At 56.5% G+C, this 15,476-nt stretch carries 13 protein-coding genes; 11 read left to right on the forward strand and 2 right to left on the reverse strand.

Features of this window, described 5'->3' with window-relative positions:
- Window positions 1-33: 33 nt before the first annotated feature.
- The 9 genes from secA (at window position 34) to TPH_RS03315 (ending at window position 11,030) form a co-directional block, all read left to right on the forward strand.
- Window positions 34-2,706 carry a preprotein translocase subunit SecA gene (gene secA / locus TPH_RS03275; RefSeq protein WP_015049798.1) on the forward strand — a complete coding sequence of 891 codons (2,673 nt, stop codon included), beginning with the start codon at window positions 34-36 and terminating at the stop codon, window positions 2,704-2,706.
- Window positions 2,707-2,889: 183 nt separating this feature from the next.
- On the forward strand, window positions 2,890-4,065 hold the full coding sequence (locus tag TPH_RS03280) for an HD domain-containing protein (protein WP_015049799.1): 1,176 nt from the start codon (window positions 2,890-2,892) through the stop codon (window positions 4,063-4,065).
- A gap of 14 nt (window positions 4,066-4,079) precedes the next feature.
- A protein-coding gene (prfB, locus tag TPH_RS03285) for a peptide chain release factor 2 (RefSeq protein ID WP_236608816.1) occupies window positions 4,080-5,184 on the forward strand; the annotation gives its coding sequence in 2 pieces (ribosomal slippage) (window positions 4,080-4,148 and window positions 4,150-5,184; 1,104 coding nt in all).
- A gap of 155 nt (window positions 5,185-5,339) precedes the next feature.
- Window positions 5,340-6,194 (forward strand): YitT family protein, encoded by an 855-nt coding sequence (locus tag TPH_RS03290; protein WP_015049801.1) that lies wholly within the window; start codon window positions 5,340-5,342, stop codon window positions 6,192-6,194.
- A gap of 22 nt (window positions 6,195-6,216) precedes the next feature.
- Window positions 6,217-7,050, forward strand: a complete 834-nt coding sequence (locus TPH_RS03295; protein ID WP_015049802.1) for a transketolase — start codon at window positions 6,217-6,219, stop codon at window positions 7,048-7,050.
- A 19-nt stretch (window positions 7,051-7,069) separates the two neighbouring features.
- Entirely contained in the window at window positions 7,070-8,044 is a 975-nt protein-coding gene (locus TPH_RS03300; protein WP_015049803.1) for a transketolase family protein, read from the forward strand.
- Between the two features lie 147 nt (window positions 8,045-8,191).
- Window positions 8,192-8,878: a cell division ATP-binding protein FtsE gene (gene ftsE / locus TPH_RS03305; protein WP_015049804.1), complete on the forward strand. Its 687-nt coding sequence runs from the start codon at window positions 8,192-8,194 to the stop codon at window positions 8,876-8,878.
- Window positions 8,862-9,755 (forward strand): permease-like cell division protein FtsX, encoded by an 894-nt coding sequence (gene ftsX, locus TPH_RS03310; RefSeq protein WP_408033287.1) that lies wholly within the window; start codon window positions 8,862-8,864, stop codon window positions 9,753-9,755. The genes ftsE and ftsX overlap by 17 nt, the downstream gene beginning before the upstream one ends.
- A 135-nt stretch (window positions 9,756-9,890) precedes the next feature.
- Window positions 9,891-11,030, forward strand: coding sequence for a murein hydrolase activator EnvC family protein (locus TPH_RS03315; RefSeq protein WP_015049806.1), 1,140 nt, complete (start codon window positions 9,891-9,893; stop codon window positions 11,028-11,030).
- Between the two features lie 137 nt (window positions 11,031-11,167).
- Here TPH_RS03315 and TPH_RS03320 read toward each other — a convergent pair whose 3' ends face one another.
- Window positions 11,168-11,686: an RNA-guided endonuclease InsQ/TnpB family protein gene (locus TPH_RS03320; protein WP_236608817.1), complete on the reverse strand. Its 519-nt coding sequence runs from the start codon at window positions 11,684-11,686 to the stop codon at window positions 11,168-11,170.
- Window positions 11,647-12,303, reverse strand: a complete 657-nt coding sequence (locus tag TPH_RS03325) for a transposase (RefSeq protein WP_015049808.1) — start codon at window positions 12,301-12,303, stop codon at window positions 11,647-11,649. Before TPH_RS03325 ends, TPH_RS03320 begins: the two co-directional genes overlap by 40 nt.
- A gap of 623 nt (window positions 12,304-12,926) precedes the next feature.
- Here TPH_RS03325 and TPH_RS03330 point away from each other — a divergent pair.
- Window positions 12,927-14,144: a S41 family peptidase gene (locus TPH_RS03330; protein ID WP_015049809.1), complete on the forward strand. Its 1,218-nt coding sequence runs from the start codon at window positions 12,927-12,929 to the stop codon at window positions 14,142-14,144.
- Window positions 14,145-15,395 (forward strand): PDZ domain-containing protein, encoded by a 1,251-nt coding sequence (locus tag TPH_RS03335; RefSeq protein WP_015049810.1) that lies wholly within the window; start codon window positions 14,145-14,147, stop codon window positions 15,393-15,395. It begins immediately after the preceding gene.
- Window positions 15,396-15,476: the final 81 nt, after the last annotated feature.

A 15,476-nucleotide genomic window follows, 5' to 3' on the forward strand; every position in this document is an offset into this window, starting at 1 on the left:
TGAAAACGGTTGGGAGAAAGAGGGTGCAGGGAAATGCTGAGTGCTCTTAAGAACCTCTTTGATGACAATGCGCGAGAAATCAAGCGCTTGCAGAAAACGGTTGAGCTGATCAACGACCTGGAGGGTGAAATAAAGGCCCTTTCCGATCAGCAGCTGAGGGCCAAAACCGATGAATTCAAGAGCCGGCTCTCCGATGGGGAAACCCTGGATGATTTGCTGCCGGAGGCGTTTGCCGTCGTCAGGGAGGCCTCCCGTCGGGTGCTGGGTATGCGCCACTTTGATGTTCAATTGATGGGTGGTATTGTCCTGCACCAGGGGAGAATAGCCGAAATGAAGACCGGCGAGGGGAAGACCCTGGTAGCCACACTGCCCGCCTACCTCAACGCCCTGACAGGCGAAGGGGTGCATATCGTTACCGTCAACGATTACCTGGCGCGCCGGGACAGCGAATGGATGGGAGGAATTTACCGTTTCCTCGGCCTTAAGGTGGGCGTGATCGTTCATGGTTTGGATGCCCGGCAGCGGAAAGAGGCCTATGCGGCAGATGTGACCTACGGCACCAACAACGAGTTCGGTTTCGACTACTTGAGGGATAACATGGTGCTGCGCCGGGAAGAGATCGTGCAGCGATCTTTGAATTACGCCATCGTCGACGAGGTGGACAGCATCCTCATCGATGAGGCGCGCACACCGCTGATTATTTCCGGTCAGGCAGATAAACCGACCGATCTCTATTACAGGATCGCTAAGGTCATACCTAGGCTTAAGAAGGACGTTGATTATCAGGTTGACGAAAAACTGCAGACCGTTGCTCTGACCGAGGAAGGCACCAGGAAAGTGGAGAAGCTGCTGGGCGTAGAGAACCTTTCCGATGAGGAAAATCTGGAGCTGGCGCATCACGTTTACCAGGGCCTGCGGGCGCATGCTCTGATGAAGCGCGACCGCGACTATGTGGTCAAGGATGGCCAGGTGATCATTGTGGACGAATTCACAGGGCGCCTGATGTACGGGAGGCGCTTCAGCGAGGGGCTGCACCAGGCCATCGAGGCAAAGGAAGGTGTCCGCATTGAGCGGGAATCTCAGACGCTGGCAACCATCACCTTCCAGAACTATTTCCGGATGTACAGGAAGCTGGCCGGCATGACAGGTACTGCCGCTACCGAGGAGGATGAGTTTCGAAAGATTTACGGCCTTGATGTGGTGGTCATTCCGACCCACAAACCGATGATCCGTCGCGACTACCCGGATGTGATCTACCGCACTGAAGAGGGGAAGTTCGCTGCCGTCGTTGAGGAAATCGCCGAGTGTTACCGGCGTGGCCAGCCGGTGCTGGTCGGCACCATCTCCATTGAGAAGTCGGAGATGCTGAGCAGGCTTTTAAAAAAGCGGGGGATCCCCCACCAGGTACTTAACGCTAAATATCACGAGCAGGAGGCGAAGATCGTTGCCCAGGCTGGTCGGTTGGGAATGGTGACCATTGCCACAAATATGGCGGGGCGCGGGACGGATATCCTGCTGGGGGGGAACCCGGAATATCTGGCCAAGGAGGAGCTGCTGCGCCGGGGAGTTGCTCCGGAGGTGGTCGCCGAGGCGGCCGAGTACGGTAAGCCTTCCTCCGCGGAAGTGGCAGCTGTACGCCAGGAGTACCGCCGGCTCGTGGACAGGTTTAAAAAAGACACCGATGCCGAGCATGAGAAAGTGGTTGCCCTTGGGGGACTGCACATCATCGGTACGGAGCGCCACGAGAGCAGGCGCATCGACAACCAGCTGCGCGGCCGCGCCGGGCGCCAGGGTGACCCGGGCTCCTCGCGGTTTTATGTTTCCTTGGAAGACGATCTGATGCGCCTCTTCGGATCGGACAGCATTTCCGGGATCATGGATAAGCTGGGAATGAATGACAGCATTCCCATCGAACATCCCTTGGTGAGCCGCTCCATCGAATCCGCCCAGAAGAAGGTGGAGTCTCGCAACTTCGATATGCGGAAGCACGTTTTGGAGTACGACGACGTGATGAACCAGCAGCGCGAGGTTATCTACAGCCAGCGCCGTCGGGTTCTCATGGGTGAGGACCTGCGGGAGTCGCTGCAGGAGATGATCACCAAGGTTGTCGAGGCTGCGGTGGAGCGCCATACTGCTGCGGGTAAATACCCGGAGGAGTGGGACCTGGAGGAGCTCATAGCTTACGGGGAGCAGGTTTTTCTGCGGCCGGGGAAGATAACTGCCGAAGAGTTGAGAGAGTTGGGTTCACGGGAGGCGATCCGGGAAAGGCTGGTCGAGGAGGCCCTCGCGCACTGGAAGGAGCGGGAGGAGGAGCTGGGCTCTGAGACCATGCGCGACCTGGAGCGCTTCATACTGCTGCGTGTCGTGGACACTAAGTGGATGGATCACCTGGATGCCATGGACCAGCTGCGCCAGGGGATAGGTTTGCGGGCTTACGGTCAGAAGGATCCCCTCGTGGAGTATAAGTTCGAAGCCTATCACATGTTTCAGGAGATGATAAGAAGCATCCAGGAGGACGTGGTTCGTTATCTTTACAGGGTGCGGCTGGTGCCGGCGAAGGAGGAGAGAAGAGTGCACCGGCTTGTCGAGAGCAGGGGTGAAGGTGATGTTCGACGGACGCCGGTCAGGGCAGAGCGCCGGGTAGGCAGAAATGACCCCTGCCCCTGCGGGAGTGGCAAAAAATATAAGCGCTGCTGTGGAAAATAGAACAGGATTTGGCAGGGAAACAGGGATTTCGTGGATAAATAAATAGCACCGAGGGGCAATAGGGTATTTTAACAGAAACAGCCATAATATGGTGCGGAATAACAAGCATAGCCGGCTCTCTATTTATTTAGTATTTTTGTTTGATAAAGAGAACCTTCTCCGTGGCTGTTAGGGAGAAGAACGGTGGATAAGGAAGTATCAGCCATAAGGAATTGCATATTGGAGCAGTGCGATGACCTCCCTCTGCGGGAAGTTTACTATAAGGCCATGCTCGGTGTGCTCAAGCCCAGGATAATTCCTTATCTGGATGGCGTCTTTGAGATCAAGGAACTCCTGGCGCTGGCTGAAGTAGTTTCTGCGGGAGAGAACCAGCTGCACCATGTAATTCGGATGCTGGAACTCGCCGCCTTCATACCCGACAACGTTCTGGAGACCATGAAAATAAACAGGGGGGATCTGGTTGCAGGGGTGCTTTTCCACGATGTGGGCAAAGGATCGGAGGTGGATGACAGGGTATTTGACCCCGCTGCTGTGAAAAAAGGAAGGGCACCTTTGTTCCTCCACCATTATCCCGGGATCAGCTGGGCGGACTGGTATGTTCCCTTTCATGATCATATCGGGTTGAGTTATCAGATCGCCAGGAGGCACAACCAGCCCGAGGAGGTCCTGGAGGCGGTTGTTCTCCACCACCATGTCAGAATCAGGCCGCGGGCGCTCCAGCTGGTGGGAGACGCTCTCAATCTCAGCAGCATCGTTAAGATGGACATTTACCACTACAAGCCGGAGCAGTATGCAGCACCGGGCAGCAATCTGGCGCAGGTGATCGCCATTCTCGATCAGCTGTGTGCTATAGAGAGAAAATTTCGGGGGATCACCGGAGCAGGTCTCGATCCGCTCCGGATAGAGTATGAGGTTGTCAGGGACCTGGTGATCGGGATTACCGACAAAGATGACCCCCGCCTCAAACTGCTAGGAGTTACCCTGTCGGGGAATGAAACCGTTATTCTTTTCGATTTAAGGGCTTTTGGCAGTTATGTCAAGATGCACACGGAATATGAGGTGCAAAACATCAAAGCCTCCATTCTGCAGCTGATCCGCTCTCTGGTCAGGGTGAACCGGTCGGGAAGTGAGCGCGACCTCGTTGCTCTCATCGGGGGTGACGAGTATGCCGTTATCACGAAGGTAGACGACCCGGTGATTATAGAAGAAATGATCAGGAGAATATCTACGGTAGTGAAGCTGCGGATGGGCTTTGGGATGCGGACAGGCTACGCAGTGGGTGATGCGATCGCCGTTAATTTTCACAACGCCCGCATTCAGGCGGAACTGTCAAAAGAACACCGTTTTCTCGATGAATAGAAAGGAGACTGGGTGTGCTGAAGGACTACAAAAAGGAACTGGAACAGCTGCAGAGCAGGTTTGAAGAAATGAGGGTTTCTCTTTGACATCGATGCCAGGGAAAAACGGCTGCAAGAGATAGATAAACTGACGACTGCTCCTGATTTCTGGAACGATCCCGATCAGGCCCGCAAGGTGCTGCAGGAGGCGGCGCATTTAAAAGAGGATCTCGATCGTTACCTGGAGATCAAGAAAGAGATCGAAGAACTGCAGGTGCTCCTGGAATTAAGCATGGAATCCGGCGACCCGGAGCTGGAAGAGGAGCTGGCAGAGGGGCTGGAGAGTTTGCAGAAGACATTTGAAAGGTGGGAGCAGGACAATCTTTTTACAGGCCCCTACGATCAGAGGAATGCCTTGGTATCGCTGCATGCCGGAGCGGGAGGAACGGAAGCCCAGGACTGGGTAGAGATGCTCTTTCGCATGTATACGCGCTGGGCGTCCCAGGAGCACGGCTTTAAAGTCGAAGTGCTTGATTACCTGCCCGGCGATGAGGCCGGGATTAAGAGCGTTACTTTTTTGGTTGCCGGCCGCAATGCCTACGGTTACCTGAAGGCGGAGCGGGGGGTGCACCGGCTGGTCCGGATCTCCCCATTTGACGCTTCCGGACGGCGCCACACCTCCTTTGCTTCGGTCGATGTCATCCCCCAGGTGGAGGCGGATACGGAGATCGAAATCAATCCGGATGATCTGCGGATCGATACTTACCGGGCGAGCGGCCCCGGCGGACAGTACGTCAACAAAACCGATTCGGCGGTAAGGATTACCCACCTGCCGACGGGGATCGTCGTTCAGTGCCAGAGTGAGCGTTCCCAGCTGGCCAACAGGCTGCGCGCCATGAACATGCTGCGCTCCCGGCTGCTGGCTCTGAAGAAACAGGAGCAGGATGAGGAGCTGGCTAGGCTGCGCGGGGAGCAGCGGGAGATTGCCTGGGGCAACCAGATCCGCTCTTATGTCTTCGAGCCTTATACCCTTGTTAAGGACCATCGGACGGGTCTGGAAACGGGAAATGTCCAGGCAGTTATGAACGGTCAGATCGATCCCTTTATCGAGGCTTACCTCCGACAGTTCCCCGAGCGTTAACAAGCCGCATACCCGAGCAGCCTCAGGCAGGCGGTTTCTTTCATTTCGATAATCCCCGGGAAAAAGAGAAAGTTTTGACAGGCCGGGGCAGGGGTGAAAAAGGGGGGTTCGGTAAAAAATATAGCTGGGGTAATACCTGGACGGAGTGGGATTCTTTGCGCCTGCGAAGATTGGTTTTGGTTTACATCTGGATTACTGTTGGTTCTTTGGCCATTGCTCTAGCTCTAGACATTTTTTTGGTTCCCAACAGGATCGCCGCCGGCGGTGTCAGCGGCCTGGCGATCATTTTGTTTCATCTGGCCGGAATTCCGGTAGGATGGGTGCTTCTTGCCCTGAACGTCCCCCTATTTCTGCTTTCCTACCGGGAGCTGGGGCTGCGGACTTTTGTCCGCAGCCTTTACGGAGCCGTAGTTACTTCGTTTTTCGTGGAACTGCTGGAGGCGCGCCTTCCCGTGATGACCCATGATGTGCTTTTGGCGGCCATCTACGGCGGGATCGTGGCCGGAATCGGGATGGGTGTAGTTCTCAAGGCCGGCGGAACTACCGGGGGTACCGATTTGGTAGCGCGCCTGCTGCACAAGTATCTTCCGGTAACCGTGGGTCAGGGGCTGTTGGCTGCCGATTTTGTGGTGATCAGCCTGGCTGGGTACTTTTTTGATCCGGAGCTGGCCCTCTATGCCCTGCTCTCCCTTTTCATCACCAGCAAGACGATCGACCTGGTGCAGGAGGGGATCAGCTTTGCCAAGGCCGCCTATATCATCTCCGAGCGCCATAATGAGATAGCGGAGGCCGTCTTCCAGCAGCTGGGGAGGGGTGTGACCGCTCTGGAGGCCCGGGGAATGTATACAGGGGAAAGCCGCCCCCTTCTGATCTGTGTGATCGGAAAAACCGAAGAGAGCCGGTTGAAAGAACTGATCTATGAGATTGACAGGAAGGCCTTTGTTTTTATAACCGATGCCCATGAAGTGCTGGGCGAGGGTTTCAAGGATTTTCGCAAACAGGAATTATAATAGTCAGAGAGGAGTTCAAGATATGGCAGCGGCACAAGAAGAGCTGTTGTGGCACCTTGAGGAGAAGGCCCGCAGGATTCGCATCGACATTATCCGGATGCTGGCCGAGGCCGGTTCCGGGCATCCGGGGGGGAGCCTTTCCGGTGTGGAAATCGTGACTGCCCTGTTTTTTCATGTTCTCCGCCTGAGGCCGGAGGAACCGGAGTGGCCGGAGCGCGATCGGTTCATCCTGAGCAAAGGGCACGCCGCTCCTCTCCTCTATGCCGCTCTGGCAGAACGGGGGTTTTTCCCCAGAGAGGAGCTTTTGACTCTGAGGAAGCTGGGAAGCCGCCTGCAGGGGCATCCCGTCCGCAACAAGGCACCGGGAGTTGAGGCCTCCACCGGGTCCCTCGGGCAGGGGCTCTCCGTGGGGCTGGGGATAGCCCTGGCGGGGAGGCTTGACCGGAGGGACTACCGCGTCTACGTACTGCTCGGTGACGGCGAGAGCGAGGAGGGGCAGGTTTGGGAGGCGGCGATGGCGGCGGCGCATTACCGGGCCGGCAACCTCACCGCTATCCTTGACTTCAACGGGCTTCAGATTGACGGCCGCATCCAGGAGGTGATGTCCCCCCTCCCGCTGCCGGATAAGTGGGAGGCTTTTGGATGGGCGGTCCGGGAGGTCGACGGGCACGACTTCCGGGAACTGCTGGAGGCCTTTGAGTGGGCGAAGGGGGTTCACGACCGGCCGTCGATGATCATCGCCAGGACGGTGAAGGGGAAAGGCGTATCCTTTATGGAAGACGTTGCAGACTGGCACGGGAAGGCGCCCAGCAGGGAGCAGGCGGAGCAGGCGCTGGGCGAGCTGTCCGGAGTTTAAAAGGAGGACAAATTGCGAAATGAATATTCTTAATCTCGAGAACCGGGAGATGATCGCTACCAGGGAGGCCTACGGCCGCGTCCTGGTCGAGCTCGGAAAAAGGTACCGGGATCTGGTGGTGCTTGACGCCGATCTCTCCAAATCGACAAAAACGAGCGAATTCGCCAAACATTACCCGGAGCGGTTTTTCAATATGGGGATCGCCGAACAGAATCTGATGGGTACTGCCGCGGGGTTTGCCCTGGCGGGAAAAATCCCTTGTGCCAGCACCTTCGCGGTGTTTGCGGTGGGGCGTGCCTTCGACCAGGTGCGCAATTCCATCGCTTATCCTGCTTTGAATGTCAAGATCGTCGCCAGCCATGCCGGGATAACGGTAGGGGAGGACGGCGCCAGCCACCAATCTGTAGAAGACATTTCCCTGATGAGGTCACTTCCCAACATGACAGTCATCGTTCCCGCCGATGCCACCGAGACCGCCCGGGCGGTGGAAGCGGCGGTGGAATACCGCGGCCCCGTCTATATCAGGCTGGGGCGGCCTGCCGTACCGGTGCTTTTCGGCGCCGACTACGAGTTCCGGATCGGTAGGGCGGCTGTTTTAAGAGAGGGGGAGGATGCGGTCATCTTCGCGACGGGGATCATGGTCTACGAGTCTCTCAAGGCCGCCGTCTTACTGGCGGAAGAGGGAACGGAGACGGCTGTTGTCAATGTTTCCACCATTAAACCCCTGGATGAGCAGACCGTTATCAACTGGGCGCGGAAAGCCGGGGCGGTGGTGACCGCAGAGGAGCATTCCATCTACGGAGGGCTGGGGAGCGCCGTGGCCGAGGTGCTCGGCGAAAACTGCCCGGTTCCTCTGGAAAGGGTGGGGATCAGGGACCGCTTCGGGGAGTCGGGGAGCCCCGATAAACTGCTCGAGGCCTTCGGTTTAACTGCTCCCCACATAGCTCAGGCGGTGCGCCGGGTCAGGGGGCGCCGGGCGGCAGGGGTAAGGTAAAAATCACCGGAAGAGGAATTTTTTAAATTAAGCATGAATTAAAAGGATATCCGCATTTTATGTCGAAAACAACTTCCAACAGGAGGAAGTTGTTTTCTTTTTTCGCCTTACGATTCGACGCAGCTGTTGTAACAGGGGTGATTTTAGGTGATCAGGTTTTTTAACGTCTCCAAGGTGTACCCCAACGGGGTGAAGGCCCTCACCGGGATCACCCTTCAAATAGAGAAGGGCGAGTTCGTTTTCCTTGTTGGGCCGAGCGGTGCCGGAAAGTCAACCCTGATCAAGCTGATCTTCAGGGAAGAGCTCCCTACGAAAGGGCAGATCTACATCGGGGGGAGAAGTATCGTCAGGATGAAGCACCGGGAGGTGCCCGGGCTGCGACGCCAGATAGGAATGGTTTTTCAGGATTTCCGGCTGCTGCCGGACCGCACGGTCTTCGAAAATGTCGCTTTTGCCATGCAGGTTGTGGGGGCGGGCTGGAAGGAGATTAAGAAGCGGGTGCCGGAAGTCCTGCAGCAGATGGGGATCCAGGATCGGATGAAGTATTATCCCCGTCAGCTTTCCGGAGGGGAGCAGCAGCGGGTGGCCATCGCCCGGGCGCTCGTCAACAGGCCTGTGATCCTCATCGCCGATGAGCCCACCGGCAACCTGGATATGGATACCTCCTGGGAGATCATGCACTATTTCCAGGAGATCAACCGCCAGGGGACGACGGTGCTGGTAGCCACCCATGCCAGGGAAATAGTCGATGCATTGCGGAAGCGGGTTATCGCTCTGGAGCGCGGGAACATCGTCAGAGACGAATACCAGGGGGCATATGCCAGTGCGACTTAATGTAGTAGCCTACATCTTCCAGGAGACCTTTCGTTCCCTCAAGCGCAATAACTGGTTGAATTTTGCTGCCGCAGGAACCACCGCCGTTTCCCTATTTGTCCTGGGGATCGCCATCCTCCTGGTGGTTAACACCGAACACATCGCCAGCACGGTCGAATCCAACGTGGAGATCATGGTTTTTCTAAAACAGGAGCTGCCGGAAGATGAGGTGCGCGGCCTGCGGCCGAAAATCGCCGGCATTCCCGGTGTTGAGGAAGTGCAGTTTATTTCGCGTGATGAGGCCTTGAGATCTCTGGAGCGCCAGATGGGTGAGGGAAGCAATTTGCGGGAGAGCCTGGGAGGCGAGAACCCCCTTCCCGATGCCTATAAGATACGGACGCGGGAACCCCAGCAGGTCGGCTCTGTCGCCGCTGCCGTAGGCCAGCTGCCCGGCGTGGAGAAGGTGCGCTACGGGCAGGAGGTGGTGGAGAAGCTGTTCCGGCTGACGCGCTGGGTTCGGATGATCGGGATGACGGTCGTGGCCCTGCTGGGTATCTGTGCAGTTTTTCTGATTGCCACCACGATCCGCCTGACCCTCTTCGCGCGGCGCCGGGAGATCAACATCATGAAGTATGTAGGAGCGAGCGACTGGTTCGTGCGCTGGCCTTTTCTCCTCGAGGGGGTCATCCTGGGCGGGGTGGGGGCACTGGTCGCCGCCGGAGCCCTCTATTTTTCCTACAACACTCTGGTGTCCAAGCTCCAGGAGACCGTTACCTTCCTGCCTCTTGTTAATGACGGCAGGGTGATGCTGAAGATCTTTGAGGGTATTCTGGCCGCAGGGGCCGGATTGGGGATAATAGGGAGCTTTATCTCCGTACACCGCTACCTGAAGGTATAGAGTCAGTGAAAAGACGGGGGCGAGCCGGGGGCCAACTCCGGCTTGGAGGTGGTCGAATTCCTCCACCAACCCCTGTTATTCGAATGAGTTATGAAACCGGCATGTTCTTCTGAGAAGGAAATGGGAGGGAGAGTTGTGCGAGCTCAAGGGATAAGGGTGATTGCCTGCCTGCTGGTGGGGGCCGCCCTGGTCTTCAGCTCGGTTGCACCGGGTCGAGCGGCTGATTCAGATCTTCTCCAGAAGAAGAAGGAGCTGGAGGAGGTCAACCGCCAGCTCGAGCTGCGGAAGCAGCAGCTGGAAAGGAACAAAAAAGAACGGAATGCCGTCCTTGAGGAGCTGAGCCAGATCGATCGGGATATTAGCGAAACGACCCGCGATCTGGAAAGAATTGAGCAAGAACTCAAATTGCTGGAAGAGAACATTCAAGAAACGGAAGAGCAGCTTAAAGAGAAAGAAGCCGACCTTCAAGAGCGGACGGAATATCTCCACAAGCGCCTGCAGGATATCTATATGGAGGGGAACGTTTCCTTTCTGGAGGTTCTGCTGGAGAGTACCAGTATGAGCGATTTCGTGACGCGCTTCGACTTCTTGACGCGAATCGCCGAGCAGGATTCCAGGCTGGTCAGGGAGCTGGCCGCGGAGCGCGACCGGATCGAACAGCGCAAAAAAGAACTGATGACGAAAAAAGAAGAGGTCGCCGTTTTAAGGCAGACGATTCTGGCCAAAAGGGAGTACCTGGCGGCGCGCAGCGCAGACCGGAAGGCGGTGCTGTCCTCTCTGAACACGGAGAGAGAAGCCTACCTGCGGGCGGTTCAGGAACTGGAGGAATCCTCCCGTCGCCTGACCCAGCTTATTCAGCAGATGCAGAGCGGCGGACAGCCCCGGCAGGGGACGGGGCGCTTCATCTGGCCTGCTGCCGGGCCGATCACCTCCAGTTATGGGATGCGCTACCATCCCATTCTCCATGAGTACAGAATGCATACCGGGATAGACATCGGTGCCCCTCACGGCGCTGCCGTCAAGGCCGCAGATGACGGGACCGTTATCTACGCCGGCTGGATGGGCGGCTACGGCCAGGTTGTGGTCATCGACCACGGAGGAGGCTATTCCACCTTATACGCGCACCTTTCCAGTATCCTGGTGGGCAAAGGCGACGGGGTGAACCAGGGCCAGACCATCGGACGGGTCGGCAGCACCGGCTGGAGTACGGGACCCCACCTGCATTTCGAAGTGCGTGTGAACGGGAATCCCCAGAACCCCTTGAGTTATCTGTGACATCCTCCCCTCAATGAATTGAGGGGCATCCTCAAGCGCGGGATGGCAGCTTTCGCCGCAGGTTAGCCAGCATTCTCCGGATGATCCGGATCATCACCTTGGCCTTAAGGGGTGTCACACTCCCCTTTCTCGCAGGGTCATGCCCCGAGAGCATCGAGCGCTCTAGCGGCTATGTTTATAGCTCCAACTCTGTCCGCATCAGACTGGTAGCCGCATTTCGTGCATTTGAACCAGCCCTGCTTCTTCCGATTGTAGCGGGAAACATTCCCGCACTTGGGGCATGTTTTGGAAGTCTCCTTGGGATCGACGTAGATTACGGGCACGCCTTGAAGCGCAGCTTTATACTCGATGAACGAGGCCAGCTCCCGGAAGTTCCAGCCCGACATCATCCGGTTGAACTTCTTGGATCCTTTGGTCCGTTCCCGGATGCCCAGCAGGTTTTCCAATGCAATCGCCTTGCTTTCAGCTTTCGCGATCTCGACAATACGCCTGGAAATACAGTGGTTGATATACCGCATCCATCTTCGTTCACGACCTGCTTCTTTCTTGACACGGGACAGTCTCCCTACCTGCTGGAGCGCTTTCCGCCGTTCTGCCCAACGCTCTTTTCGCCACCTTATCTGGCGGCCATCAAAGAAGATGTTGTTGGACAGCACAGCCAGTTTGACGATGCCGAAATCGACCCCAATAATGCCGCCCGGCTCCTTATAGGATGTTTTATAAACCAGTGATTTTTATAAACCAGTGATATTGAAACGTACCATTCACCACTCTCCCTCTGCCATATCTCCATAGACCCCTGTCGACAGGAACCTCCTGCCAGGTCTTGGAGCCTTCTGGCGTGGTACTCGGAAGCAGCAAGAGGCATGGTTATCTGGCTTCTGCCGGAGGAGACGGGAAACTTGATAACCCATGTTCCCGATGGTAGCTGGTGAAGAGAGTAGCAGTCCTGCCGCACCATTACCGGAATTGTTTTCTCAAACTTAGGTGGTCCGGCCTTTTTGCCCCTGCGCTTGTGGGAAAGATAGGAGCGCTTGGCGGATAACGCTTTGAGCATGGCGCACTGGAGCGTGCCCCGATTAAGGTCGAAGAGGTCACGCGCTTGCTGGTAGGTTTCCCGGTTTAACCGGGTACGGCTGGTAGTATTGAGAATTTCTGCTTGTTCCAGAAACCAGGCACATGCTTGCCTGTAGGTTTCTAGCATTCGGCTCATTTTCTCCAGTTTGCCTTTGTTGGGCTTAAGGAGCTTGACTCTTAGAGTTACCGTCTGCATTTGGGCCTCTCCTCCGGTTTGCTTAGACTATAGCACAACCGGAAGTATAAACCAAGCCGCCATTCATCCCTTGATTGAAATCAGGGGCATTCTGGCAGGAAATTTGTAAATATTGAAAAGCTTATTGAAACCGGGAGCGGCCGGTGCTATGATGGTACCGGTCATTTTTTTGCCATTTGAGGCCTTGTTCGGGGTAGGCGGTCGGCTCCCAGGTTAATTTTGATTAGGTGGACCGGTGTTGGCTCAGTGGCTTTTTGCATTCATGCCCGAAGGGATATGTGTGCCGTAAAAAGCCCCGCCCGTTCTGCCAACTTTTGCGGCGTGCTGCTAAGTGTCTCCCCGGTGGGAGAGTGATATTGATTCGAATAAAGGAATAATATATGCAAGAACAGAATGAGAGAGGCTTGCTCTCTTAATCGAAGAAGCCCATCGAAAAAACCCCCATCTAACCGACCAGTCTTCAGGATGGGCAGGGTTGCAAACAGGAAAAGAGCCGGAGGCACAGGAGACGGCTACTGCAAGAGAATGGCCGGGAATTGACGCTATCCGGTTTAGGATCGGCAGCAGCAGTTGCCGGTGGGGTTTCGGTGTTTAGGAAAAACGGTTAGAATTATTTTTTGGGGATGTCGGAAGATGAGACTTTGTTCCCCGTTACAACCCGGGAGGTGGACAGGCTGAGACCGCGTTTTCTTCGCATTTCGTCGGCGGGGGTTGCCCTGCTTTTTCTGCTTGCCGCGCTGGCGGGGCTCTTTATCTGGGCCAGAAAGAGCGGCCTTGACAAACTCGTGAGAACTTATATTCTCATTAAAACCCAGTATCTCGAGGAGGTCGGTACGGCGGAACTGGTTAACGGCGCAGTTAAGGGAATGGTGGAGGCGCTCAAAGATCCTTATTCCGTCTATCTGGACGAGGATGCCTACCGGGAGCTGAATCTCCAGATTGAAGGCACCTTCGGTGGGATCGGTGTAGAGATCGACCTGGACAGGGATCAGCAGTTGATTGTCGTTTCGCCTCTTCCCGGCACTCCGGCAGGGCGGGCCGGGATCAAAAGCGGGGATATCATCAGGGAGATCAACGGCAGGGATACGAAGAACATGACCATTGTTGAGGCCGCCAACCTGCTCAGAGGGCAGCCGGGCACAGAAGTGTCGTTGCTCATCTGGCGTAAGGATGAGAACCGTTCCCTTCGCTTCAACCTGGTGCGGGAGCAGATCGCCGTTCCCTCGGTAACGAGCAGAATGCTTGCCGGTCATCCGGGGATCGGCTACCTGCAGGTGATGCACTTCAACCGGGCCAGCACCAATGCTCAACTCAGACAGGAACTCTCCAAACTGGAGGCGGCGCGTTACAGGGGGGTTATTTTGGATTTGCGGGGGAATCCGGGCGGGGACCTCGAGGCTGCGGTAGAGCTGGCTGGGTATTTCTTGAAAAAGGGACCGGTGGTGCGGATCGTTCATAGAGAGGGTATTGAAGATATCTGGCCGCCGAGACATGTGCAGCAGCGCGTCAAAGTGCCCCTGGTCGTGCTTGTGGACGGAGGCAGCGCCAGCGCCTCGGAGATCGTTGCCGGTGCCATCAAGGATACGGGGAGTGGGATTCTGGTGGGAACGCGCACCTTCGGAAAGGGTCTGGTTCAGACCGTTTTCAGTCTGGGCGGCGGAGAAGGGGTCAAGCTGACCACGAACAAGTATCTGACCCCCGGCGGTCTTGATATTCACAAAAAGGGGATCCTGCCGGATGTGGTCATCGAGCAGCCGGAAGGAACCGATAGTGATGTTCAGCTGGAAAAGGCAATCGAAATCCTCGAAGAACAGTTAAAAAACGAGAAGCAGGCGGCGTAAATGATGGATCTTGCTCTCTTTAAAGTTTTTTCCATGACCGCAATTGTGGTCCTGAAAGCTCTGATCAATCCCTTTTTCACGGTGGTGATCGTCCTGGTCTGGGCGCAGTATCGCCGCATGCAGGGGACCAAGATGACGCTGTTCGGGGTGCGGGAATCCGCTCTGCGCCTTACTGCTCTGGCCCTGGCTTATGGGGTTGTCGGGGGTTTTCTCGGCAGTTTGCTGATGGTCCTCTTCGGCGTGACCATTAATGAAGTGGGGATCGGGTGGCTTTGGGGGATCGCCATTTTGCTGATGCTGTTTCACCCCCGATTTTTATGCTTCTCTTATGCCGGAGGTGTCCTCTCCCTGGTTTCCCTGGCCTTGGGATACCCCCAGGTGAACATTCCCGGTCTGATGGGGCTGGTGGCCGTTCTGCATTTTGTGGAGAGCGTTTTGATCCTGCTGAGCGGCCATCGCGATCCTCTTCCCGTCTACGTCCGCAACCAGGCCGGGCGGGTGGTCGGCGCTTTCAACCTCCAAAAGTTCTGGCCGATACCTCTGGCGGTGATGACGATTTTCCCGGGAGCCGCCCAGCAGCTCGCCGGGGATATCATCAGAATGCCGGAGTGGTGGCCGCTCATCCGGCCCTGGGGGGCGCTTTCCTCCCAGGAGATCACCTATAGTGTGCTCCCGGTTATCGCCGCCCTCGGCTACGGAGAGCTGGCCATCACCTGTCTGCCGCGGGAGCGCGCCAAGCGCTCCGCCGTTCACCTGGCCGTTTTCAGTTCTGTTCTCCTCGGGTTATCCGTTCTGGCGTCTCACCATCCGCAGCTGTCCGTCCTACCCGCCCTCTTTTCTCCGTTGGGGCACGAGCTGATTATCTACCTGGGGCGGAGGGAGGAGCTGCAGGGTGCCCCCCGATTTGTTTCTCCTGCTTCAGGGGTGATGGTTCTCGATGTCATCAAAGGATCCCCAGCCCACCGGGCGGGAATTCGTGCCGGTGATGTGATCCGGAGGATTGGGGATTACCCCGTCAGCTTCCGCCGGGATCTCGCCCAGCTACTGGAATCCGGTGCTGAAACCTTGACGGTGGAGTTCACCACCGGCTTGAAGACGAAAAGGCGAAAGATACTGCGGCAGAAGCCGGGGCTGCCAGTGGGATTGATAACCGCTCCCGAGCCGGGTGATCTGCCTAATGTCGATTACCTGAAGGGGGGGCCGCTTCCGGGGCTGCTGCGGCGGTTCCGCCGCCGGCTACGCCCAAAGTAAAGCCCTTTGTTTTTGCCCCGCCCTTTTTCCACCTCATTAATTCCTCCGTCAAGTAACTCCATCCTTCTTTTCGTAATAGTA

This window comes from Thermacetogenium phaeum DSM 12270, from assembly GCF_000305935.1.
GTDB lineage: Bacteria > Bacillota > DSM-12270 > Thermacetogeniales > Thermacetogeniaceae > Thermacetogenium > Thermacetogenium phaeum.

What these genes read in the sequence shown, in the direction of transcription:
- TPH_RS03325 (WP_015049808.1), bottom strand. Translation starts at nt 12,303, where the DNA reads ATGCAGACGGTAACTCTAAGAGTCAAGCTCCTTAAGCCCAACAAAGGC.
- secA (WP_015049798.1), top strand. Translation starts at nt 34, where the DNA reads ATGCTGAGTGCTCTTAAGAACCTCTTTGATGACAATGCGCGAGAAATC.
- TPH_RS03295 (WP_015049802.1), top strand. Translation starts at nt 6,217, where the DNA reads ATGGCAGCGGCACAAGAAGAGCTGTTGTGGCACCTTGAGGAGAAGGCC.
- TPH_RS03300 (WP_015049803.1), top strand. Translation starts at nt 7,070, where the DNA reads ATGAATATTCTTAATCTCGAGAACCGGGAGATGATCGCTACCAGGGAG.
- ftsX (WP_408033287.1), top strand. Translation starts at nt 8,862, where the DNA reads ATGCCAGTGCGACTTAATGTAGTAGCCTACATCTTCCAGGAGACCTTT.
- TPH_RS03330 (WP_015049809.1), top strand. Translation starts at nt 12,927, where the DNA reads ATGTCGGAAGATGAGACTTTGTTCCCCGTTACAACCCGGGAGGTGGAC.
- TPH_RS03335 (WP_015049810.1), top strand. Translation starts at nt 14,145, where the DNA reads ATGATGGATCTTGCTCTCTTTAAAGTTTTTTCCATGACCGCAATTGTG.